The organism is Ruminococcus sp. (assembly GCF_017650195.1).
Lineage (GTDB): Bacteria > Bacillota > Clostridia > Oscillospirales > Ruminococcaceae > Ruminococcus.
In genome coordinates this window covers 1-22,273 of record NZ_JAGCFH010000162.1, presented here as the reverse complement: position 1 = coordinate 22,273, position 22,273 = coordinate 1, and the positions used below count along the sequence as shown (strand labels likewise).

Below are 22,273 nucleotides of genomic sequence, written 5' to 3'. Positions count from 1 at the left end.
GTATACATCTCCTTCTGCACGACATCTGTAGTCTCGCCTACAGAACGGAGAAAAAGATCCGTATTCTCAAATGTCGGGATCCTTATTTCGGAAAAACCAAAGCTTTCAGCCGTCTCTCTCGCTATTTTCTCTATAGTATGCCATTTATATACATCTTTTGGCAGGACGTCTTCGGTTCCATTCGGACGTTTGATATTTATTGCCATATATTTCAAGCCTTTCCTGTATGTTTTTACATGAAAATTGTCCCTTTAAAAGGGACAATTGAAGATTCAGATACTCGGATTACCGACCTCACGCCAATCCAGATCGCCTCTTTCAAGTGCAAGGATAAGCGCTTCTGCGGTAGCGATGTTTGTTGCAACAGGTACGTTATGAACGTCGCAGAGTCTAAGAAGGTTCATACCATGAACGTCTGCTGCCTTAGGATTGATAGGATCGCGGAAGAAAAGAAGAACATCAACCTCATTGCACGAAAGAAGTGCAAGTATCTGTTCAGCTCCTCCCTGACCACTGAGATATCTCTTTATTGGAAGACCGGTAGCTTCACTAACCTGCTTTCCTGTGGTATTTGTAGCTATAAGAGTATGCTTTGACAATATTCCGCAGTAAGCGCTGCAGAACTGTACCATAAGCTCCTTTTTCGCATCATGTGCTATTATTGCGATTTTCATTTTTATGCCCTTTCCCCGCTAAGCGGATATATTTCATGTTTTATACAGTTTTAACTGTAAGCGGAATGAATTCTCCGCCGAGTCGTTTAGATATTGCATCAAAAGCCCTTAGCGCTTCACTATCGGTAGGTATCGGATTGCCCTTTCCGGTCGCTACAGTCATCTTAAAATCATCGGGTATAACTCCTATGAGTTGTACGCCAACCTTGTCAATTATTTCATCAAGGTTGGAGATAAGCTCAGCACCGATAATCTTCTTGCTGATCTTATTTATGATGAGACGCTGGCTTTTGTTTCCTCTGTTATAGAATTCATCTGACATAAGACTTGCATCTCTTATGCATACCGGATCAGGTGTGGATATCACAAGGATAAGATTTGCCTGTTCAACAATGTCGAAAACATGAGAATTGATTCCCGCGCCAGTATCAATGATAATGTATTCAAAATACTTTTTTACAGAACGGCATATATCTACTATCTGCTCTGCATTCACAGCAGTAAGAGTTTTGGGAGCGCAGAGGATATTGAGGTTAGAAGCCATAGGTATCTGTGCAACGGCTTCAAGAGCGGTCTTCTTTCCGTTCAAAACATCGCCGAGATCATATTTGATATTATCTTCTACGCCAAAGATTATATCAAGGCATCTCAAACCGAAGTCCAGCTCGATAATTAGAGTTCTGTGTCCCTGCTTTGCGAGAGTGTAACCAATTCCAGCACAAACAGTTGATTTTCCTGTTCCGCCTTTTCCTGAAGTAACAGCAATTATTTTAGACATTTTTATTCCTTTCCGATATCCGAAAGCCAAAGCAGTTTAGCTGCATAGACGGCGCGGAAGTCTTATAATTACTTTTAATAATAATCCTATTTTACATTATAACACATAATTAGCTAAAAGTCAAAGTACTTTTTAAACAAAATATAAAATTGTGCAAATCAAACCTTTAAGCTTCTACCGAATTGTGTATTTCTCACAAAGAACCGAGTAATTCGTCAAGAATTTTATTTATGGTTTTTTCGACATTACAGCCGTTCTCATCTATAACGATATCTGCATATCTCTCATATAAAGGAAGTCTTTCTCGATACAGTCCGCTCAGCGACTGTCCGTCCTTTATTACCACTCCTCTGTTTTTAATATTGCCGAGTCTGTAGCGGAGCTTTCCGTAATCGAGCTTCAGATATATCACAATACTACCGGCAGACAGTTTTTTCATTGCGTCAGCACCGTATACAACACTACCGCCTGTCGCAATGACAGATCTTTTGGCATTAAGTCTACTAATTATCCTATTCTCAGTTTCAATAAAGCCTTCTGCGCCTTTTTCGGCGATTATATCTTTGAGGAGCTTTTTCTCTTTCTCCTGGATAATTATATCTGTATCAATGAATCTGTAGCCCAGCAGCTTGGCAAGTATCACTCCAACGGTACTTTTTCCGACTCCCGGCATACCAATCAATACAATATTTTTATCCATAATCTCTTCCTCACTTTTATATTACTCTTATATTTTAACTCAATTTGTGCACATTGTCAATAGATAATTCAGCCATATATTGCGATTTTATTTTTTTGACTACTAAATATTGACAATTATAAATGAATATGATAACATATTTTCACAAGGAGTAACATTATGAACACAAGTCCTTTTGAATATTCGCTGGATAACAAGCGTTATCATACACTGAATTACCATAATTTAAAGAAGTACGGACATAAAATATACAAAGCCGTCCTCGACTGCGGTTTTACCTGTCCGAATATAGACGGAACCAAAGGCTTCGGAGGATGTATTTTCTGTGACGGCGGAAGTGGTTATTTCACACGCGGCGATCTTGATACAGCTTCCCAGCTTAAAGCCGAGAAAAGCCGCATAATTAGCAAATACGGAGACGGAGCCTGTTTCGTTGCATATTTTCAGGCAAACACTAATACATATGCTCCTTTGGAGAAGCTACGAAAGATTTTTCTTTCAGTTCTTGAGGAGCCTAATGTATGCGGAATATCTATCGGAACGAGAGCTGACTGCCTAGATGAGGATGTTATCGGTCTGCTGCAAGAGCTGAGTGAGAAGACGGATCTTACCGTTGAGCTCGGTATGCAAAGTTGCCATGACAAGACCCTCAGGCTCATCAACCGATGCTATACTCATTCCGAGTTCAGAAAGGGCTACTTTCGTCTTAAAGCCAAAGGGATCCGCACCTGTATCCACATTATCAACGGACTTCCAGGCGAAACTGATGAAATGATGCTCGAAACTGCCGCGGAATTAGCAATGCTCTCTCCAGACGCAATAAAACTGCAGATGCTGCACGTAATAAAGGGCACTACTCTAGCCGATATGTTTCAAAAGAGAGAGATCAGAATACTTGATCGTGATGAATACATAAACATAATTGTAAAACAGCTTGAACTATTGCCGCCTCAGACAGTGATTGAACGTATTACCGGTGACGGAGACAAATCCAAGCTTATCGCCCCAATGTGGAGTACCGACAAGCTCGCAGTACTTGGTGGAATTGACAAAAGACTTGCCGACCTTGATACATGGCAGGGAAAATATTATAAAAAACAGGTATGAAATATTTTCACACCTGTTTTTTGTTTTATATATCGTTTCTGATTATATCGTCAAGCGTTTCCCTTTTTACAGCAAGTTTTGCTTTTCCGTTATTAACGAATACAACAGCCGGCTTTTGTAGCCTGTTATAATTCGAGGACATCGAATAATTATATGCGCCTGTAGCGCAGACAGCGATTATATCTCCTGACTCCGCATACTGTAAAGGCATATTCTCGCCGATAAGATCACCGCTCTCACAACATTTTCCAGCTATAGTTACGCGGTCTTTTCGTTCCTCTCCTGCTTTATTTGCAACGACAGCGTCATACTCTGAACCGTAAAGAATATATCTCGGATTGTCAGCCATGCCTCCGTCAACGGATATATATGTCCTGATACCGGGTATTTCCTTACGAGCTCCTACAGTATAAAGTGTTATACCGGCAGGACCTGCTATAGAACGACCTGGTTCAATAAACATTTTTGGAAGCTTGATGTCAAGTGCAACGCATTCTTCCTTTACAACCTTTGATACTTTTTCCAGATATACCTCAAATGGCTTCGGATCATGCTCGTTAAGGTATTTTATACCAAAGCCGCCGCCAAGATTAAGTCCTTCGATTACGTAACCCAGCTCGTTTTTTATCTTTGCGATAAATCCGAGCATTACCTTTGCAGCTTCTTCAAAAGGTGCAATATCAAAGATCTGAGAACCTATATGGCAGTGAAGACCTATAAGCTTAACATTTTTGCAGTTAACAGCTTCTTTTACAGCTTCAAATGCTTCTCCGGTCTCAAGGGCAAATCCAAATTTACTATCTATCTGACCAGTCTTTACAAAATCGTGAGTATGTGCGTCTATACCAGGCTTGATGCGGAACATTATATTGGGCTGAGCGCTTTTTTCAGCAGATATCTTCTCAAGGCGGTGAAGCTCGTCGATATTATCTACTATGATGTGTCCTACACCGACCTTTACAGCGAATTCAAGCTCTTCATCTGTTTTGTTGTTGCCGTGAAAGCCAACCTTATCCATCGGAAAGCCGGCTTTTACAGCTGTATACAGCTCTCCAATAGATACAACATCAAGTCCGTCCCCTTCGCTTGCAACTATCCTACACATTTCCATACAGGAAAAAGCCTTACTTGCATAGTGAACTTCTCCATTTCCGTTGTAATACTTGCTCATGCTGTCATGGAATCTTCTCAGACTGTTTCTTATGACCTGTTCATCCATAACATACAGCGGTGTACCGAACTCTTTAGCGAGCTCAACAGTATCTGCCCCGCCGATTGTCAGGTTCCCCTCAGCATTAACACTGAGATCATCGGATACAAACATATTTAACATCCTTTCGTGTGTTTTTTATTCAACAGTGACGTCATTGTCATCTGCGATCTCCTCTACGATCTTTCTGAGCTCTTCAACTCCTTCCAAAGTCTGTGAAGAAAAAGGTATAGAGTGAATATCCTCAAAACAGGGTATCTCCGATACAAAAGCTTCAAGGCGCTTAGCCCTCTCACTTTTATTTAATTTATCTGCCTTGGTAAGGACAAGAACAAAAGGCATTTCCGAATCTATCAAAAAGTTTATCATATGAACGTCGTCCTTGGTCGGAGCATGGCGCATATCAACTAGCATGAACACAAGTCTGATATCTCTGTCAGAACCCAGGTAGCCTTCTATAAGTCCTGCCCAACGTTCTTTCTCTGATTTAGCAACCTTTGCATATCCGTATCCCGGAAGATCCACAAAATATATGTTTTCAAGCCCGTAAAAATTGATCGTAGCCGTCTTTCCGGGAACGGAGCTTACACGAGCAAGATTTTTACGGTTGAAAAGCTTGTTTATAAGCGTAGATTTTCCTACATTTGAATGTCCGGCAAAGGCTATCTCAATGCGATCCGGAGCTGGTATCTGTGAAAACTTTCCGTAAGCTGCAGCAAATTCAGCCTTGTTGTAATTCAGTTTCACCAATGCTTCTCCTAACTATCTTATTTTACGAGCGCTTCGTCGAGCACTTCCTTAAGGTCAGACGCATATACAAATTTTATCGCGTCCTTTACGACATTGTCCACTTCTTCCAGGTCTGGTTTGTTTTCTGTCGGGATAATAACAGTTTTTATGCCTGCCTTGTAAGCAGCCATTGTTTTTTCACGCAGTCCGCCTATCGGGAGCACCTTTCCGTGAAGAGTAACTTCTCCGGTCATAGCGATATCCGCTCTAACCTTAAATCCTGACAAAGCGGAAACAAGTGCAGTTGTCATCGTCACACCAGCAGACGGGCCGTCTTTTGGAACGGCTCCTTCGGGAGCATGTATATGTAGATCCTTGTCTTTATAGAAATTTGGATCTATTTTGTATTTATCAGCAATACTGCGTACATAGCTTACAGCTATCTTTGAGCTCTCTTTCATGACCTCGCCTAAAGAACCTGTAACCTCTATCTTTCCTGTTCCCTGCATTGTAAGCACTTCTATAGGCATTAGTACACCGCCTACTGATGTCCATGCAAGACCGTTTACAACGCCCACCTGATTCTTCTTGGAGGAAAGATCGCCAGTGTATTTGCGTATGCCGAGAAGCTCGTTGAGGTCCTTGGCCTTAACTGAAACACGGCTGATCTCACCAGCAGCTATCTTCTTGGCGGTTTTTCTGCAAAGTGAAGCTATGCAGCGCTCTAGCGAACGCACGCCCGCTTCCTTGGTATAATACTGTATGATCTCGTTTATCGCGTCATCTGTTATCCTTAACTGTGAAGCCCTGAGACCATGTTCCTTGAGTTGCTTAGGAACAAGATGCTCCTTGGCAATATGGAACTTCTCCTCCGCTGTATAGCTTGGAAGCTCTATGACCTCCATTCTGTCGAGTAGAGGTGCAGGAATAGCACTTACATTATTGGCAGTAGTAATAAATACTGCCTTGCTGAGGTCGAAAGGCACCTCGAGGAAGTGATCCCTGAAAGCATAGTTCTGTTCAGCGTCAAGCACTTCAAGCATAGCCGACGAGGGATCGCCCTTTATATCGCTGCAAAGCTTGTCGATTTCATCGAAAAGTATCAGCGGATTTGCAGAACCTGCCTGTGTTATTGCTGTTATGACACGTCCGGGCATAGCACCGACATAAGTCTTTCTGTGGCCTCTGATATCAGCTTCGTCACGGACGCCGCCGAGAGATACTCTCGCATACTTTCTGCCCATTGCTTTGGCTATGGATTTTGCAATCGAAGTCTTTCCTATACCAGGAGGGCCTGCAAGACAGATTATCTGTCCCTTAATTTCCGGATTAAGTATATGAACGGCAAGGAATTCGAGTATACGCTCCTTTACCTTTTTCAGACCATAATGATCCTTTTCAAGAACAGCTTCCGCTTTCTCCATAGACAGCTTAGCCTTGGTATACTTTCCCCAAGGGAGGTCCAGCACTGTGTCAAGATAGTTCTTAATAACAAAAGCCTCCTGAGATGCAGGCGGCAGCTTTGTAAGCTTGTCGGCTTCCTTAAGTAGCTTTTCCTTGCTTTTTTCGTCAATTTTAAGGTCCATTATGTCGTTTATGTAGCCGAAGGCTTCCTCAGCCTCATCCTCTCCAAGTTGCTCCTGAATGACTCTGAGTTGCTCGCGGAGATAGAATTCACGCTGTCCCTTATCAATACTGTTTTTTGTCTGCTCATTGATAAGGTTTTCAAGCTCGAGTATTTCCACCTCTGAAGTAAGGCAGGCAAAAAGTACAGAAAGCTTGTTGATTATATTTGTTTCCTCAAGAAGAGTCTGCTTATCTCTGTAGTTGAGATTGCAGTTGAAGGTAACGGTCTCAAAAAGTTTTATCGGAGAATCCTGGGTCATTATTGAGTTCAGCAGTTCCTTTGGCATCTTCGGGAAGAAAGAAGCATACCTTTCAAAAACATCCTTTATTGAACGAATAAGAGCCTCAGCCTCAACATCGTCGAATTTAGCACGGGAATATGTAGGAGTTCGTTTTACTTCAGCTTTCAATACCTCGCCGTCGTCTATAAGTCTGACAAGATTTGCCTTATATACTCCCTCCACTAGCACTTTCATGACATTGTCCGGGAGCTTGAGAACTTGTTTTATCTCGGCAACTACTCCTACCTTGTAAAGATCGGAAGCCTTAGGATTGTCTATATACGCTTCGTGCTGAGTAACAAGAAAAAGCTTGCCGCCCTCCTTTAGGGATCGCTCCACCGCAGACATGGACTTGCTGCGCGAAACATCAAAATGCATCACCATTTTTGGAAAGGCAACAAGCCCTCTCATCGCAACAGTGTACAGTATATTTGATTCCTCTATATTTTTATCACTTTTAATGGTCTGTTCCATAAAATCACCGCATTTCTAATTATATCATATCCTTATGAACAAAAAGTCGTTCATAAATATTATACTATAAAGCTTTGAAAAATTCAACCCCTTCGAAAGATTCAGCAGATAAAATGATTTATCTTCAGCGTCTAGGAATTATTAAATGCTGATACAAAACAGCATTATCACCAGTTAACAAAGGTTAATATTTGTGGATTTGCACGAAAACTTGCGAACATTTGGTATGTTACACCAAAATTTGCGAAATCACGAAATTTTTCTTTACTTTTTGTTAAGAATGTGGTATGATATACACAAAGGTGTAATCTTAGTTCTTATTATATTATAAGGCGGCAATTTCCTTTTGTACAAAAAGGGTCTTTACTTTTACGGAATAATGTGTTAAAATGTAAAGTAAGAAATTGTTAAGTTGCGCCTTTATGGCAGATTGGAGAATCAATATGATAGACAAGATAAAATCTGAAAGCATGGATCTGCTTTTTGAAGCTATTCTTACACTTGAATCCGTTGATGACTGCTACAAGTTCTTTGACGATCTCTGCACAAGCATCGAGCTGAAATCATTTGCTCAGCGTCTTCACGTTGCAAGACTTCTCGACGAACACCGCGTATATAACAGCATCGTCACAGAAACAGGTGCGAGCACAGCTACAATAAGCAGAGTCAACCGTTCCCTTAAGGACGGAAACGACGGATATAATATAGTTTTTGACAGACTCAAGGGGAAGAATCTGCTCAAATAAAAAAACGTGAAAAAAGGACGCTCTCAAGGCAGAGAAGCGTTCAAAACTACTCTTGAAAGGAAGATTTAAATGGACAAGGCGAAGATGTTCAAAAAATCATTAGCCTGCTTATCTGCTGCTGCAACACTTATGTCATGCAGTATCATGACAGGCGCAAATGCTGCGGTTATCACCGAAGGCAAGGAAAACAACTACGACAATTTCGCAGAGGCTTTACAGCTTGCACTGTGCTTCTACGATGCAAACAAGTGTGGTGACCAGGTGGCAGACGACGGCTATTATTCATGGCGTTCAAACTGTCACGTAATCGACGGTGAAATCCCGCTCCAGCCTATGAGCCCAATGCCTACAGTCGGCAAAGGAAAGACCGATGATCAGCTCAAGGAAGATCAAGGACTTGGACAGGGTGACAGCGGTAAAGCAAACCCGAACCTCGGCGACGATGATCCGGATCTCTATGTCGGCGTCAATATGAGCAATTCATTTATTGAAAAGAACAAAAAATACCTTGATCCCGACGGAAACGGCACTCTCGATCTCACAGGCGGCTGGCACGACGCCGGTGACCACGTTAAGTTCGGTCTCCCCGGAAGCTATTCCGCTTCTACAGTAGGCTGGGGATACTACGAATTCCGTGATTCTTATGAGGAACTCGGTCTACAAAAGCATGTTGAAGATGAACTTCGCTGGATAAACGACTACTTCATGAAGGCTACCTTCATGGATGATGATGATAATGTTATCGCATACTGCTATCAGGTAGGTGAAGGTAACAATGACCATAACTACTGGTGCCCTCCTGAGCTACAGCAGGACAACACAATGGTAGCTTCCTCTTCATGCGCAGTTAAGCGTCCCGCTTACTTCGCTACAACAGAAATGCCTGCATCTGACCAGTGTGCCGGTGCTGCCGCATCACTTGCTATCAACTATCTCAATTTCAAGGATACAGATCCTGAATATGCTGAAAAGAATCTCAAATACGCAAAGGCTCTTTATGACTTTGCTGTAAAGACACACGTTGAAGAATGGAAACCAGGTATGGTACCAAGCAATTCAAGCCTTGGTTACGATGGCGGTTTCTATACATCCAGCTATGACTATGATGAACTTTCGTGGGCTGCTGTATGGCTATACTACTGTACCGAAAACTATGATTATATAGACGATATTATTGCAGTTGATACTACTAATCCAATTTCTGACAGTGGTTCATATGATGAACAGGCACAAACTGGTCAGCAGCCTTCTTATGCTTATACAGGCTATATGAAACGTATCATTACTGATACAGGTAACTGCTGGCAGAATATCTGGGTTCACTGCTGGGATACTGTTTGGGGCGGAGTTTTCGCAAAGCTTGCTCCTATTACAAATACTGCACGTGATTGGTATATCTTCCGTTACAACCTTGAATTCTGGTCAGGCTGTTCTAAGACAACTGACTGCTCTGAATGGGGCTATGAGCCTGTTCATGGTCATAAGTATTTCGGCAGAGACGATTATCTCTGGAATATGCCGATGACTTGCGATCAGATTGCTGATCTCCCTGACAGTGAGACAAGTGGCGACTTCATTGCTAAGTCACCTTATGGTTGGGCTGTAGTTTCAGGTTACGGTTCCGCACGTTACAATACTGCAGCTGGACTCTGTGCTTGTGTTTACGCCAAGACAACAGGTGATGAAACATTCCTCCCATGGGCAAAGGCTCAGATGGAATACATCCTTGGTAAGAACCCTATGGGTTATGCTTACGAGGTAGGTTATGAATATAACTTCGCTTCACATCCTCATCACCGTTCATCACACTGCTCAGCTACACAGAGCATGGACGATCCGATAATCCAGGTACATACTCTCTGGGGCGCTCTCGTTGGAGGTCCTGGTCTTAAGGATGAACACGTTGACGAGACAAAGGACTACATCTACAATGAAGTTACCGACGACTATAACGCAGGTTTCTGCGGTGACCTTGCAGGACTTTACCACTACTATGGTGCAAAGGGCAAGGAGTATGAAGATAAAAACTACATCATCGAAGACTTCGATATGTCTTCAAATGCTACCGGCTACGATCAGGTAGACGAAAACGGTGATGCCCTCCCTGTTGGATACTTCGTATCAGGCGGTAAGGCACAGGAAAAAGCAGATGGTATCCAGCTCAAGCTGGTTCTCCACAACAGAACTATCAATCCTCCGAGATTCGAATGTGATGTAAAGGCAAGATACTTCTTCAACATCAAGGAGCTTCTTGATAATGGCTATGACGTTGATTATCTTGTTCCCCGTATTGACTACGATCAGGAAGCAGGATACACAAACAACAAGTCACACGCTGAGCTTTCCGATCCCGTAAAGTATGACGACGACGGAACATATTACGTTGAAGTAACTTGGAAGGACTGCAAGTTCTACGGAAGCCGTGTATACCAGTTCGCGCTGACAACAAAGATGGATCCTGAGACAAATGAGTATCCTGAGTGGGATTCTTCAAACGACTACAGCTATGCTGATCTCGTAAGCTTCGAGGATGATAACTCAGCTGCTGCTATCACTGATAAGGTTACACTCTATGCAGGCGATAAGCTTATATGGGGTACTGAGCCTGACGGAACTACAGCAGGTACAGGCAGTGAGTATGTAAAGCAGGATAATGAAGAAGGTGCTACAACGACAACAACAATGCCTTCGGGAACCACAACAACTACTACAAAGCCTACAAGTACAACAACTACTACATTCGATATAAACGACAGCGGTGCAGGATCCTCCGGTAAAACCAATGTTGTTTACGGTGACGCTAACTGTGACGGTTCGATAGATATGGCTGACGCTGTACTTATCATGCAGTCACTTGCTAATCCTGACAAGTATGGTCTTAACGGTACCGGCAAGAACCACATCACAGCAGAAGGTCTTGATAATGCAGACTGTGATTCAGTAGAGGGCGTTACAACAAATGACGCACTTGCTATCCAGCTCTTCTTGCTAAAAAAAGGTGAAATGCCAGCTAAGGCATAATATAAAAATAAACGTCCCTAATTTGGGACGTTTATTTTTATATAACAAAGTTTAACGGCATACCGTTTTTCATTATCGCATGAAGTTCCCCTTGGATAAGAGGCATGATATATTCGTAAGCAGGCGCAAGAACATTGTTGCCTGCTTCGTTTATCCATTCTCTCGGGAAAAATTTTTCTGAATTAGCCGCTTTTGCAGCATCAACTTTATCTATCCTATAGCTGTACGGCATATCAGATTCCCGGACAAAGGTCATCATACATCCTGAACTTCCGCTTAATCCGGCTTTGAGCGCAGCCATTCCAATAGCCTCTGATGACTGGATATCTTCAAGTGAGGCAATATGAGAGCTGCATCTCTGCATGACATTAAGCTCAATTGAACGCACCTTACAGCCTATTTTATCTGCAACCAACTTCTCAAGAAGCTTTCCTATGCCCGACAAATAACAGTGACCGAAAACGTCCTTCTGACCTGATTGGTATTCTTCAGCTGCGAACTTCCCTTCTTCAGTCTTTACACCTTCCGAAACAACAACTATAACTGCTCTGTGCTTCTTCATCTCGTTTCTTACGTCAGAAAGAAAGCCTTCAATGCTGAAGGTAGTCTCGGGAAGATATATAAGATGCGGAGCACTCTCACCGTTGGAACGTATACAGCATGAAGCCGCAGCAAGCCAGCCTGCATGGCGTCCCATTGTTTCAATTACGGTTACAGAAGGTATGCTGTAAACATTGCTGTCACGCGTTATTTCCTGAACGGTCGCCGCAACATATTTTGCAGCTGATCCGTAACCTGGAGAATGATCTGTCTCGCAAAGATCATTGTCAATAGTCTTGGGGATACCTATCATTTTGATATCTTTGATATGATTATCCTTAAGATATGCTGAATACTTAGCAACTGTATCCATAGAATCATTGCCGCCGATATAGAAAAACATCCCAATATTTCGTTTTTGTAGTATTTCCGTAATTTTTTCGTGAATTTCAGCGCTTTCTCTGTGACTTGGAAGCTTTCTCCGGCATGAACCAAGTACGGCTGATGGAGTACGTAAAAGCAGCTGATAACTTACATCGCTTGTGATCTTCTCTGAAAGATCCACCATTTCATCGTTTAGTATACCCTCGATACCATTTAGTACGCCGTATACCCTGTCAATTTCCTTGACTCGTTGAGCTGCGCTGTATACTCCTGCCAAAGAAGCATTTATAGCGCAGGTCGGACCGCCTGACTGTGCAACAGCAATATTCATTTTTTTATTTGACTGAGTAATATCCCGAACTCAGCCACTCCTCCCAAATAATCAGTTTTCAACTGTAATATTATTATAGCACAGGAAGAACATCCAAATCAATAATTAGAAATGACAAAATGCGCTAATAAAAATCGCAATAATTGAGTAAAAGAGCAATAATCGCCTAATAAAAATTACATTAGGAGTAATATTTATTTCTTTATATAAGCTCAAAATGCTTCAAAGCATTATATATACCGTTTTCCTCAATTGGAGTTGTGACATACGACACATAATGGTATATATGTTCCGATCCTCCCATAGCAATACTATTTGGGACTGCCTGAAGCATGGGCAGATCATTTGTACTATCGCCTATCGCATAAGCATTTTCTATTGATATTCCAAGCTTATCAAGTATCACTGAGATACCTGTCGCCTTTGAATACCCTAAAGGGACATTCTCGTAGAATCCACCACCGCGGTCAATAATAGAAAAGTCCTTTTCGATCTCTCGTCTAAATAGCTCCATGTCACTGTCAGGGTTAGTCCATATAACAAATTTATCAAAACCAAAATTCTCATCCTCAACTCTACCGTTAACATCTATCCCAGCGTCAACAAATACTTCCATAAATTCCTTAAATCCTTCAGTCGCAGGAGTTTTATCGTCGAAGAAGTAACCATCTCTGTGTTCGTATACAGGAGTTACCCAGCATTTGCGCATGAGTTCGGCTATCCTTCTACATTCGTCTTTTTCTACAGTATGGGAAAGCAGAACATTGCCACTGTATTCTATGTAGGTACCGCAACCGCAAATATATCCGTCGAAGCCCAGTTTCTTAACCTTGGAACTTATATTAAAAGCTGTCCTTCCAGAATTTATAAATGTCAGATTACCCTTTTTACGGGTCAGAGCAATAGCTTCCATCGTACTCTGAGGTATTATCGCTCTTTCATCTTCAGTGACAAGAGTACCGTCGATGTCAAAAAATATAATTGATCTCATTTAAACACTCCTTTTTTTCATACATGAATAATTATATTACCTTCGCCGGACAATGTCAAGCCTTGATTATTTCTTTACTGGATGATATAATAATTCTGAGGTGATGTAAATGCTTCATATATATTATGGAAACGGAAAAGGTAAAACCACTGCCGCTGTCGGTCTTACTTTACGCGCTAACGGTTCAGGTATGAAAACAGCTTTTTTACAGTTCCTAAAAAACGGTTCATCTTCTGAGATAAGTATTCTTGAATCGCTAAAAGATAGCTTTGTTTTATGCTGCCGGGAATGCAACAAATTCTCTTTTCAGATGTCTGATGCCGAAAAAGAAGCAGTAAAGTATGCACATACCGCTATGCTTCGTCTTGCGGAGGAGCTTATTAATATAAGTAAAGCAGAATTAATAGTCCTTGATGAGCTGCTTGATGCATATAATAAATGTCTGATTGACACCGAGCTTGCTGATAAGTTTATAAGCACCTACAGTAAAAAGGTTGAAATCATCATCACAGGAAGAGCTCCTTCGGCTGAATGGCTTGATCTTGCAGATTATGTTACAGAAATGAATGCGATAAAACACCCTTACAATAATGGCATAAATGCAAGAAAGGGCATAGAATACTAAAAGCTGCCAAATTGGCAGCTTTTTCTCATACTATATCCTTTAATTCTTTTACAAGTGCTATATCTTCAGCATTAACTTTGAAATTAGTGATTATACTTTTATTGTCCGGAGATATTACCTTTATCTCGATAATACTTCCCTCCTGTACTGAACCTGCAACAGCTTTAAAAAACATCGGCACCTTCGGGTGATTATCTTTAAAACGGTCAAGAAGTCCTTTCAGTTTAAATACATTTATTGGATTCATTCATTTTTCACCTCTAATGTATTATATCACATTTCAATATGCAAATCAATGCATTGTTCCGTTACAGAAAAAGCATTTACAGTATTCAACTGACATCAGTTACTGCTGTGCGGAAGCTTACGCTTAATCAGGAGCTGAGCGCAGATACCGGTAAAGCTTCCGGCAATACATCCAGATATAATAAGTACTGGATAATATGGGATAACCGCCAGAGACCTTAAAAAAGCAATCGCAGCTATTGTCTGACCTGTGTTATGCAAAACAGCTCCAACTACGCTGCTAAGCCAAATATATTTATAAGGGATTATCTTTTTTATAAGCAACATTCCTGCAAGACACATAGCCGCTCCTGCAGCACTGTAAAGTAAAGCCATTATCCTTGACGCAAACAGAGCCGCCAGAATTATCCTTGCTGTAACAATCAGAACGACCTCACCTGCTTTATATCGATATACTGCATACACCGTTATAATATTGGCAAGTCCAAGTTTTACACCTGGTATCGGTATAAGATCAGGTAACTGAAGCTCTACAACAAAGATGATAAGCGCTAAAGCGGTGAGAAGAGCTAACTCTGCTATTTTGTGTGCTTTCATATCATTTCTTCTCCTCGTCTGCAAATCTTATCACAAGTCTGTGGGGCAGACAAACAACCGGAACTCCTTCTGAACGAAGGAAGCCTGTGTTAACACAGGTTTGGTCCGGACAATCTGCGCATGAAACACATATTCTTCCGTCTTTTATCGTTATATCGTTCCATCCGCCGTTTACAGCTTCTATACGGAATGTCCTGTCATTTTCATTTGAAAGGTCAAGAGTATATATAACCTTATTGTCTTGCAATATCTTTACTATTTTTTTGTCGGAAGGTCTGAAACCAATTACAACCGCTATGACCGAACCGATAAGAAGGATAAGTATCGCTGCGGCAATTATCTTTACGCCCTTAGTCAACCTTTCATCACCTCGGCAGCCATTGAACTTGTATTCTGAAAATGTCCGTCAAGTCCTTTGGTATAGTATATTTTCTCCTTATCTGAAACGATGATAAAATCATATCCGGGATATTTTCTGATGATATCAGCTGAGTTTTCTTCTCCTGCAACGAATACAGCAGTCGAAAGCGCGTCGCAGGTAAGTCCGTTCTCTCCTATCACTGTGACCGAAACGAAACCGTTATCAGCCGGATAGCCGTCCTTGGGGTCAATAATATGACAGTATCTTTTTCCGTCGTCACCGATAAAGTATCTCTCATAATTTCCCGACGTAATTACAGCCTTATCCGCAATATCCACGATACACATATCTGTCTCCGGTTTATAGGGATCCCTTACAGCGACCTTCCAGTTAGTACCGTCAGGCTTTGTGCCGAGGGTCTGAACATTTCCGCCGAGACTTATCACGCAGGAGCTGATACCCTCGGAACGCATTATTTCTATCACTTCATCTCCGGTATATCCCTTTGTTACAGCGCCAAGGTCGATCTGTAAATTATCCGGCAGCTGAACTCTGCTGCCGTTCACAATGATCTTTTCGAAGCCTGTATCTTTCAGTAACCCGACAATTATATCCTCATCGGGGATATGGTAGTTCCCTGTCGTAAATCCCCATTCTCTCAGTATCGGAAAAACAGTGATATCAAGACAGCCATCGGTATCTCTGCCGAAAAGCTTTGACTGCCCAATAAGAAATACAGCGTCCTCGCTCAATGAAGTGGCTTCTCCGCTTGAATTGTTCAGTGCATATATCTCGCTTGAATCAGAAGTGACCGATAATTCTTTTTCAAGGCTTATGATCCTGTCCTCTGCTTCTGAAAGAGCTTTTTCCGCATTCGCACCGTAAGCCTTCAGATTCATGTATGTATCCATAGCGAATATATCACGCGAACACGGCACGGTATCATCTATTTTTTGTCCGGCGGTATATCGTGAACAGCTGAAAAGCACAATACTTCCAAGGATAACGGCTGCAATATCTATCAATTTATTATGCATTTTTTCTCTCCTGTTACAATCTTAGACTATTATATCATACTGTGTTAGTGTTTGCAACCTTAAATGTTAACCGGATATAACAAAAGCGGATCAGAGCGATCCGCTTTATTATTTTATTTCTTTAAAAGGCTCTTGCCTGTCATTTCTGCTGGCTGAGGAACTCCCATGATATCAAGCATTGTAGGTGCAAGATCAGCAAGGACTCCGCCTTCTGAAAGCTGTCCCTCTACGCCTACGGCGATAAGAGGTACAGGATTTGTTGTATGAGCAGTGAACGGACTTCCGTCAGGCTCCATCATCTTGTCGGCATTTCCGTGGTCGGCTGTGATAAGAGCTGCACCGCCCTTTGCAAGTATCTTTTCTACCATGCGTCCTACACAGGTGTCCGTAGCTTCAACAGCCTTCACAGCTGCGTCAAATATACCGGTATGACCTACCATGTCGCAGTTTGCATAGTTGAGAATGATAACGTCATACTTATCAGAATCAATTGCCTCGCATACTGCGTCGCAGACCTCATAAGCGCTCATTTCAGGCTTAAGATCAAATGTGGGAACATCAGGAGACTTGATAAGTATCCTGTCCTCGCCTTCAAACTGCTTCTCCTCGCCGCCGTTAAAGAAGAATGTAACGTGAGCATACTTCTGTGTCTCAGCGATACGGAGCTGTGTCTTGCCGAGCTTTGAAAGGTACTCGCCCATTGTCATTGTGAGCTGCTCCGGAGGATATGCAACGGATACATTAGGCATTGTGGCGTCATACTGTGCCATGCATACAAAGCTTACGGAGAAGAAGCCGTTTCTTCTCTCAAATCCGCTGAAATCAGGATCAACAAAGGAACGTGTGATCTGTCTTGCGCGGTCAGGACGGAAATTGAAGAATATTACGCTGTCATCAGCCTTTATCTGTGCTCCTCCCTCTATAACAGTAGGAAGCATGAACTCATCTGTGACCTCGTTAGCGTAAGAATTCTTTATTGCCTGTACAGGATCGGTCTCCTTAACGCCCTCACCGTAAACCAGTGCAGCGTAAGCCTTTTCAACTCTGTCCCAAGCATTATCACGGTCCATAGCGTAAAAACGTCCTGAGATAGTGGCTATCTTGCCGAGCCCTATTTTTTTGAGCTCTGCAACTGTCTCTTCCATGTATTCGGCAGCGGACGACGGCGGAACGTCTCTTCCGTCGAGGAATGCGTGGATATACACCTTTTCAAGACCGTTTTTCTTAGCCATTTCAACTATGCCGAAAAGATGCTCCATGTGGCTGTGAACGCCGCCGGGAGAAAGAAGTCCCATAAGGTGAAGAGCGCTGCCCTTTGCCTTGCAGTTGTTCATAGCATCAAGAACAGCCTTGTTATTGAAAAACGTGCCGTCCTTGATATCCTTTGATATCTTGACAAGCATCTGGTAAACGATACGTCCGGCACCGATATTTGTATGTCCTACCTCTGAGTTGCCCATCTGTCCGTCAGGCAGACCTACATCAAGTCCGCTGGCACCAATGATAGTATTGGGGCACTCAGCCATGTATTTGTCAATGTTGGGCTTCTTTGCGGCAGCAATAGCGTTGCCGTATGTATCGGGATTGTAGCCGAAGCCGTCCATGATTATAAGTGCAACAGGTTTCTTTGCCATTTCAATTATCCTTTCATATATTAGGGCGGATAAGATCCGCCCGTTAATGTCATATAAACAATCAGCCGTTTACAGCAGCCTGAACGATAACATTGAAGTCCTCAGCCTTAAGTGAAGCTCCGCCGATGAGACCGCCGTCGATGTTGGGCTTTGCAAGAAGCTCAGCAGCGTTCTTAGCGTTCATAGAACCGCCGTACTGGATAGTTACAGCGTCAGCTGTTGCCTTATCAAAGAGCTTTGCAAGCTGAGCACGGATAAATCCGCAAACTTCCTCAGCCTGATCCGGTGTAGCTGTAAGACCGGTTCCGATAGCCCATACAGGCTCGTAAGCGATAACAACATTCTTTACCTGCTCTGCTGTGAGTGACCAGAGGTCGAGCTTTATCTGACGAGCGATAACTTCCTCAGTGATGTTGCACTCGCGCTCCCACTTGAGCTCGCCAACGCAAACGATAGGCTTGAGACCTGCTTCAAGAGCAGCGATAGTTCTCTTGTTTACAGTCTCGTCTGTCTCACCGAAGTACTGTCTTCTCTCACTGTGACCGATAACAACGTACTCAACACCGAGCTCTGTGAGCATATCGGCTGAGATCTCGCCGGTGAATGCACCGCTCTTCTCGAAGTGAACATTCTCTGCACCGATCTTTACATTGCTGCCCGCTGTTGTGTTGACAGCTGTTTCAAGGTTGGTAAAGGGTACGCAGGCGATGACCTCTATCTTGCCCTCTGCATTGGCAACGAGAGGCTTTATAGCCTCGAGAAGAGCCTTAGCCTCGGGACGTGTCTTGTTCATTTTCCAGTTTCCGGCAATAATTGCCTTTCTTAATGACTTGTTCATGGTATTTAACTCCTTTTATCAGAATTTTATTTCGTCGTCATCGTAATAAGGAAGCATATCGTCTTCCTTTTCATAAGTGCTGTTGCCGTTATTACAGCCGATCTTTACTCCTTTTTTTATAGGAGAAAGGAAGAAACCTACGATGACGCCTGCGAGAAAGCTGCAAACAGCAAACAGCCATACCGCTGTACTGCTGTTTTTGAGCTCCTCGGTAAATTTACAGTTACACTTCTTCATAATAAAACTCCTGTCAATAAAGCTACTCCGAAAAGCAGAATGATAACTGCCATGAAAAAACATGATATATATACAGGTGCAGACATGGGTGGAACAGGGATGAACTCTTTGACTACCTCAGGCTCATTACGCTTAACATATATAACAGCCTTATCTCCGTAAACTGTAAAACCGTCTATTTTAGCCGTAAATTCCTTATATTCATAAAAGTAGCGGACATTTATATCATCCGTTTCATCATCACGTATAACATCAGCCCTCATCCTTGCCCACTTTCTGCAGGAAGGCGGAAGATTCAGCGTTTTTCCGAGAAGGCTGCGCACACCGCACCATATCAGTACGGCAAGAAAACACATAAGCAAAAATACAAGCACTGCAACGGAAACAAAACCTATACCGTTTTCTATTACTTTATCAATGTTTTTCATTCGGATATGCGCTTTATTGCGTTTAAGGGCGAATATCTCTATCCGCCCTATCGTTTGTATGATTACTTTTCAGCGATAGCTGCAACGCCGGGGAGTACCTTACCTTCAAGGTATTCAAGTGAAGCGCCGCCGCCTGTTGAGATGTGGCTCATCTTGTCAGCAAAGCCGAGCTGGATTGCAGCTGTAGCTGAATCACCGCCGCCGATGATAGTTGTAGCCTTTGCCTCAGCGAGAGCCTCACATACAGCAACTGTACCCTTCTTGAGTGTTGGGTTCTCGAAAACGCCCATAGGTCCGTTCCATACAACTGTCTTTGCAGACTTAGCAGCCTCAGCAAATATAGCAGCTGTCTTAGGTCCGATATCAAGACCCATCTTGCCGGCAGGGATCTTGTCAGCGTCAACGTAATCTACGCTGATCTCTGCGTCGATAGGATCCGGGAATGAATCAGCAATAGCTGTATCAACAGGGAGAAGGATCTTCTTGCCGAGCTTCTCAGCCTTTGCAAGCATTTCCTTACAGTAGTCGAGCTTCTCGTCGTCGACCAGTGACTTACCGATAGAGCCGCCCTGTGCCTTTATAAATGTATATGCCATACCACCGCCGATGATAAGTGTATCGCACTTTTCAAGGAGGTTAGAGATAACATTGAGCTTGTCAGCAACCTTTGCACCGCCAAGGATAGCAACAAAGGGTCTCTCAGGAACCTCTACAGCATTTCCGAGATACTGTATCTCCTTCTGCATGAGGTAACCAACAGCAGTTTCCTTAACGAACTTTGTAACGCCTGCTGTAGAAGCGTGAGCTCTGTGAGCAGAACCGAAAGCGTCCATAACGAATACTTCGCCGTCGATAAGATCAGCAAGCTCCTTGCTGAACTGCTCGCCGTTCTTTGTCTCCTCGTCGCCGCGGAAACGTGTATTCTCAAGAACTACGATCTCGCCGTCGTTCATTGCAGCAACAGCCTTTTTAGCATTGTCGCCAACGACTGTATCGTCTGCTGCAAAAGTAACCTTTGTATTTACGAGCTCACCAAGTCTCTTTGCCGCAGGAGCAAGTGAAAACTTAGCTTCGGGACCGTTCTTCGGCTTGCCGAGATGTGAGCAAAGAACAACCTTCGCACCGTTCTCAACGAGCTTATTGATAGTGGGAAGAGCAGCCTGAATCCTGTTATCGTTTGTGATAACGCCGTCCTTCATAGGAACGTTGAAGTCTACTCTTACGAGAACCTTTCTGCCCTTAACGTTAATGTCTTCTACTGTAACCTTGTTTAATCCTGCCATGGGTATGACATCCTTTCGTTATAATAAATTACATAATTGGTGTTGTTATAATATTAACAACGTACATTTCTATTTTACACTATTCTAAGAAAATTTGCAAGCCTTTCCGTGATTTTTTTCATGTTAAACAGGAAATTTTTTTCTTTGGATATGTAATATAGAAAAAATGAACTGTTCAGGTATCAAAGAATATATTAATAGATTTATGTAATTATTGACAGTGTCCCATGCATCGTGTATAATCTAAGTAAATAAACTTCCGCTCCAATTTCGTATGAGGTAAGATATATGGATAAGTACACAAATCTAAAAACACTTTTTGAGAGCAGACAAGATCAGGAAAACTCTGCTGCAATGGCTAAATACATGAAAAACAGGTTTATATTTTACGGTATTGCAACGCCTGAACGGAAAGAGCTGTATAAAGACTTCCTAAAAGCTGAAAAGGCTTCTAAGAAAATCGACTGGTCATTCCTTGATAAATGCTATGCAGACGACCACAGAGAGTTCCAGTATCTTGTTTATGATTATCTCCTTGCAATGAAAAAGTATTTAGTTTACGAGGATACAGATAAAATACAGCGTTATATCATTACTAAACCGTGGTGGGACACTACCGACTTTCTTTGCAAGGTCATAGGTGAAATAGGCTTAAAAGACCAACGAGTGAGCGGGCTTATGCTGAAATGGTCTGCCGGCAGCGATATCTGGCTCAAAAGGACTGCTATACTTCATCAATTAGCCTACAAGGACAAAACCGACATCGTTTTGCTGGAGCAGATAATATCAAACTGCCTCGGAAGCAACGAATTCTTCATAAACAAGGCTATAGGCTGGGCTTTAAGAGAGTATTCCAAAACAGCTCCCGAATGGGTAGAAAGCTTTATAAGCAGGCGCAAAAACGAGCTGTCTCCTCTGAGCATAAAGGAAGGAAGCAAGTATATCTAAAAAGTAAACCCGAAAGCAAGTCGTTGTATTGACCGCTTTCGGGTTTTTTATATTATCACTTAAATACTGCAAGCAAGAAACCAGCTGCGATTGCAGAACCAATAACACCTGCAACGTTAGGTCCCATAGCATGCATGAGAAGGAAGTTTGAAGGATTAGCCTTCTGGCCCTCCATCTGAGAAACACGGGCAGCCATAGGAACGGCTGAAACACCAGCAGAACCGATAAGAGGATTTATCTTACCGCCTGAGAGCTTATACATGATCTTACCTACAAGAAGTCCGCCGACTGTTGAGAAGCAGAAGGCTGTAAGACCAAGAACTACAATCTTGATAGTCTCAAGAGAAAGGAAACGCTCAGCAGCAGTTGTAGCACCAACTGAGATTCCGAGGAATACAGTTACAATGTTCATAAGGGCATTCTGAACAGTATCAGAAAGTCTCTCTG

The 22,273-nt window shown here is 42.6% G+C and carries 24 protein-coding genes; 5 read left to right on the top strand and 19 right to left on the bottom strand.

Translation table 11 applies throughout. The features are described 5' to 3' along the window. From J6U00_RS07660 to J6U00_RS07645, 4 genes are all read right to left on the bottom strand, one after another. Nucleotides 1-206: ATP phosphoribosyltransferase regulatory subunit (locus J6U00_RS07660; RefSeq protein ID WP_296580725.1), on the bottom strand; the 206-nt coding region annotated here is incomplete at its 3' end. A 66-nt stretch (nt 207-272) separates the two neighbouring features. Continuing rightward, nucleotides 273-674, bottom strand: coding sequence for a methylglyoxal synthase (locus J6U00_RS07655; RefSeq protein ID WP_009984662.1), 402 nt, complete (start codon nt 672-674; stop codon nt 273-275). A 40-nt stretch (nt 675-714) separates the two neighbouring features. Continuing rightward, a complete protein-coding gene (locus tag J6U00_RS07650) occupies nt 715-1,452 on the bottom strand; it encodes an AAA family ATPase (protein ID WP_296580723.1) in 738 nt (245 codons plus the stop codon). A 193-nt stretch (nt 1,453-1,645) separates the two neighbouring features. Continuing rightward, nucleotides 1,646-2,152: a shikimate kinase gene (locus J6U00_RS07645; RefSeq protein WP_296580721.1), complete on the bottom strand. Its 507-nt coding sequence runs from the start codon at nt 2,150-2,152 to the stop codon at nt 1,646-1,648. Nucleotides 2,153-2,311: 159 nt separating this feature from the next. Between J6U00_RS07645 and J6U00_RS07640 the strand changes: the two genes are divergently transcribed. Continuing rightward, entirely contained in the window at nt 2,312-3,259 is a 948-nt protein-coding gene (locus tag J6U00_RS07640; protein ID WP_296580719.1) for a TIGR01212 family radical SAM protein, read from the top strand. Between the two features lie 25 nt (nt 3,260-3,284). Here J6U00_RS07640 and lysA read toward each other — a convergent pair whose 3' ends face one another. The 3 genes from lysA to lon are packed head-to-tail and all read right to left on the bottom strand — an operon-like array spanning nt 3,285 to nt 7,579. Beyond that, complete coding sequence (gene lysA, locus J6U00_RS07635; protein WP_296580717.1) at nt 3,285-4,583, bottom strand: diaminopimelate decarboxylase; 1,299 nt, start codon at nt 4,581-4,583, stop codon at nt 3,285-3,287. 24 nt (nt 4,584-4,607) lie between these two features. Next, on the bottom strand, nt 4,608-5,210 hold the full coding sequence (yihA, locus tag J6U00_RS07630; RefSeq protein ID WP_296580727.1) for a ribosome biogenesis GTP-binding protein YihA/YsxC: 603 nt from the start codon (nt 5,208-5,210) through the stop codon (nt 4,608-4,610). Between the two features lie 26 nt (nt 5,211-5,236). Beyond that, nucleotides 5,237-7,579, bottom strand: coding sequence for an endopeptidase La (gene lon / locus J6U00_RS07625; protein ID WP_296580715.1), 2,343 nt, complete (start codon nt 7,577-7,579; stop codon nt 5,237-5,239). A 443-nt stretch (nt 7,580-8,022) separates the two neighbouring features. Here lon and J6U00_RS07620 point away from each other — a divergent pair, with 443 nt between their 5' ends. Beyond that, nucleotides 8,023-8,325 carry a YerC/YecD family TrpR-related protein gene (locus tag J6U00_RS07620; RefSeq protein WP_294751028.1) on the top strand — a complete coding sequence of 101 codons (303 nt, stop codon included), beginning with the start codon at nt 8,023-8,025 and terminating at the stop codon, nt 8,323-8,325. A 69-nt stretch (nt 8,326-8,394) separates the two neighbouring features. Continuing rightward, nucleotides 8,395-11,346 carry a glycoside hydrolase family 9 protein gene (locus tag J6U00_RS07615; protein ID WP_296580713.1) on the top strand — a complete coding sequence of 984 codons (2,952 nt, stop codon included), beginning with the start codon at nt 8,395-8,397 and terminating at the stop codon, nt 11,344-11,346. 37 nt (nt 11,347-11,383) lie between these two features. Here J6U00_RS07615 and J6U00_RS07610 read toward each other — a convergent pair whose 3' ends face one another. Both J6U00_RS07610 and J6U00_RS07605 read right to left on the bottom strand, forming a co-directional pair. Then, complete coding sequence (locus J6U00_RS07610; RefSeq protein ID WP_296580712.1) at nt 11,384-12,601, bottom strand: 6-phosphofructokinase; 1,218 nt, start codon at nt 12,599-12,601, stop codon at nt 11,384-11,386. A 202-nt stretch (nt 12,602-12,803) separates the two neighbouring features. After that, nucleotides 12,804-13,592, bottom strand: a complete 789-nt coding sequence (locus tag J6U00_RS07605) for an HAD-IIB family hydrolase (protein WP_296580711.1) — start codon at nt 13,590-13,592, stop codon at nt 12,804-12,806. Nucleotides 13,593-13,701: 109 nt separating this feature from the next. Here J6U00_RS07605 and J6U00_RS07600 point away from each other — a divergent pair, with 109 nt between their 5' ends. Then, nucleotides 13,702-14,217, top strand: coding sequence for a cob(I)yrinic acid a,c-diamide adenosyltransferase (locus J6U00_RS07600; RefSeq protein WP_296580709.1), 516 nt, complete (start codon nt 13,702-13,704; stop codon nt 14,215-14,217). A gap of 25 nt (nt 14,218-14,242) precedes the next feature. Here the strand turns inward: J6U00_RS07600 and J6U00_RS07595 are convergent, their stop codons facing one another. The 9 genes from J6U00_RS07595 to J6U00_RS07555 all read right to left on the bottom strand — a co-directional run bounded on the left by J6U00_RS07595 (nt 14,243) and on the right by J6U00_RS07555 (nt 20,878). Further along, the gene (locus J6U00_RS07595) at nt 14,243-14,464 is read right to left on the bottom strand and encodes a hypothetical protein (protein WP_296580705.1); all 222 of its coding nucleotides are present in this window, start codon (nt 14,462-14,464) and stop codon (nt 14,243-14,245) included. Nucleotides 14,465-14,559: 95 nt separating this feature from the next. Further along, nucleotides 14,560-15,060 carry a Gx transporter family protein gene (locus J6U00_RS07590; RefSeq protein WP_296580703.1) on the bottom strand — a complete coding sequence of 167 codons (501 nt, stop codon included), beginning with the start codon at nt 15,058-15,060 and terminating at the stop codon, nt 14,560-14,562. 1 nt (nt 15,061) lies between these two features. Then, a complete protein-coding gene (locus tag J6U00_RS07585; RefSeq protein WP_296580701.1) occupies nt 15,062-15,418 on the bottom strand; it encodes a NusG domain II-containing protein in 357 nt (118 codons plus the stop codon). Continuing rightward, complete coding sequence (locus J6U00_RS07580) at nt 15,415-16,458, bottom strand: FAD:protein FMN transferase (RefSeq protein ID WP_296580698.1); 1,044 nt, start codon at nt 16,456-16,458, stop codon at nt 15,415-15,417. The genes J6U00_RS07585 and J6U00_RS07580 overlap by 4 nt, the downstream gene beginning before the upstream one ends. Nucleotides 16,459-16,571: 113 nt before the next feature. Further along, entirely contained in the window at nt 16,572-18,092 is a 1,521-nt protein-coding gene (gene gpmI / locus J6U00_RS07575) for a 2,3-bisphosphoglycerate-independent phosphoglycerate mutase (protein WP_296580696.1), read from the bottom strand. Between the two features lie 61 nt (nt 18,093-18,153). After that, entirely contained in the window at nt 18,154-18,930 is a 777-nt protein-coding gene (tpiA, locus tag J6U00_RS07570) for a triose-phosphate isomerase (protein ID WP_296580694.1), read from the bottom strand. A gap of 18 nt (nt 18,931-18,948) precedes the next feature. Continuing rightward, a complete protein-coding gene (locus J6U00_RS07565) occupies nt 18,949-19,167 on the bottom strand; it encodes a hypothetical protein (RefSeq protein WP_296580693.1) in 219 nt (72 codons plus the stop codon). Next, nucleotides 19,164-19,595, bottom strand: coding sequence for a hypothetical protein (locus J6U00_RS07560; RefSeq protein ID WP_296580691.1), 432 nt, complete (start codon nt 19,593-19,595; stop codon nt 19,164-19,166). The genes J6U00_RS07565 and J6U00_RS07560 overlap by 4 nt, the downstream gene beginning before the upstream one ends. 62 nt (nt 19,596-19,657) lie before the next feature. Then, nucleotides 19,658-20,878, bottom strand: coding sequence for a phosphoglycerate kinase (locus J6U00_RS07555; protein WP_296580689.1), 1,221 nt, complete (start codon nt 20,876-20,878; stop codon nt 19,658-19,660). A 288-nt stretch (nt 20,879-21,166) separates the two neighbouring features. Here J6U00_RS07555 and J6U00_RS07550 point away from each other — a divergent pair, with 288 nt between their 5' ends. Continuing rightward, the gene (locus J6U00_RS07550; RefSeq protein WP_296580687.1) at nt 21,167-21,826 is read left to right on the top strand and encodes a DNA alkylation repair protein; all 660 of its coding nucleotides are present in this window, start codon (nt 21,167-21,169) and stop codon (nt 21,824-21,826) included. Between the two features lie 55 nt (nt 21,827-21,881). Here the strand turns inward: J6U00_RS07550 and J6U00_RS07545 are convergent. Continuing rightward, the coding region (locus J6U00_RS07545; RefSeq protein WP_296580684.1) for a sodium ion-translocating decarboxylase subunit beta at nt 21,882-22,273 on the bottom strand (392 nt) is incomplete at its 5' end.

Excerpts from the sequence above, each read along its gene's own strand:
- J6U00_RS07655 (WP_009984662.1), bottom strand. The coding sequence starts at position 674 with ATGAAAATCGCAATAATAGCACATGATGCGAAAAAGGAGCTTATGGTA.
- J6U00_RS07650 (WP_296580723.1), bottom strand. The coding sequence starts at position 1,452 with ATGTCTAAAATAATTGCTGTTACTTCAGGAAAAGGCGGAACAGGAAAA.
- J6U00_RS07645 (WP_296580721.1), bottom strand. The coding sequence starts at position 2,152 with ATGGATAAAAATATTGTATTGATTGGTATGCCGGGAGTCGGAAAAAGT.
- J6U00_RS07640 (WP_296580719.1), top strand. The coding sequence starts at position 2,312 with ATGAACACAAGTCCTTTTGAATATTCGCTGGATAACAAGCGTTATCAT.
- lysA (WP_296580717.1), bottom strand. The coding sequence starts at position 4,583 with ATGTTTGTATCCGATGATCTCAGTGTTAATGCTGAGGGGAACCTGACA.
- lon (WP_296580715.1), bottom strand. The coding sequence starts at position 7,579 with ATGGAACAGACCATTAAAAGTGATAAAAATATAGAGGAATCAAATATA.
- J6U00_RS07620 (WP_294751028.1), top strand. The coding sequence starts at position 8,023 with ATGATAGACAAGATAAAATCTGAAAGCATGGATCTGCTTTTTGAAGCT.
- J6U00_RS07615 (WP_296580713.1), top strand. The coding sequence starts at position 8,395 with ATGGACAAGGCGAAGATGTTCAAAAAATCATTAGCCTGCTTATCTGCT.
- J6U00_RS07610 (WP_296580712.1), bottom strand. The coding sequence starts at position 12,601 with ATGAATATTGCTGTTGCACAGTCAGGCGGTCCGACCTGCGCTATAAAT.
- J6U00_RS07605 (WP_296580711.1), bottom strand. The coding sequence starts at position 13,592 with ATGAGATCAATTATATTTTTTGACATCGACGGTACTCTTGTCACTGAA.
- J6U00_RS07600 (WP_296580709.1), top strand. The coding sequence starts at position 13,702 with ATGCTTCATATATATTATGGAAACGGAAAAGGTAAAACCACTGCCGCT.
- J6U00_RS07595 (WP_296580705.1), bottom strand. The coding sequence starts at position 14,464 with ATGAATCCAATAAATGTATTTAAACTGAAAGGACTTCTTGACCGTTTT.
- J6U00_RS07590 (WP_296580703.1), bottom strand. The coding sequence starts at position 15,060 with ATGAAAGCACACAAAATAGCAGAGTTAGCTCTTCTCACCGCTTTAGCG.
- J6U00_RS07580 (WP_296580698.1), bottom strand. The coding sequence starts at position 16,458 with ATGCATAATAAATTGATAGATATTGCAGCCGTTATCCTTGGAAGTATT.
- gpmI (WP_296580696.1), bottom strand. The coding sequence starts at position 18,092 with ATGGCAAAGAAACCTGTTGCACTTATAATCATGGACGGCTTCGGCTAC.
- tpiA (WP_296580694.1), bottom strand. The coding sequence starts at position 18,930 with ATGAACAAGTCATTAAGAAAGGCAATTATTGCCGGAAACTGGAAAATG.
- J6U00_RS07565 (WP_296580693.1), bottom strand. The coding sequence starts at position 19,167 with ATGAAGAAGTGTAACTGTAAATTTACCGAGGAGCTCAAAAACAGCAGT.
- J6U00_RS07560 (WP_296580691.1), bottom strand. The coding sequence starts at position 19,595 with ATGAAAAACATTGATAAAGTAATAGAAAACGGTATAGGTTTTGTTTCC.
- J6U00_RS07555 (WP_296580689.1), bottom strand. The coding sequence starts at position 20,878 with ATGGCAGGATTAAACAAGGTTACAGTAGAAGACATTAACGTTAAGGGC.
- J6U00_RS07550 (WP_296580687.1), top strand. The coding sequence starts at position 21,167 with ATGGATAAGTACACAAATCTAAAAACACTTTTTGAGAGCAGACAAGAT.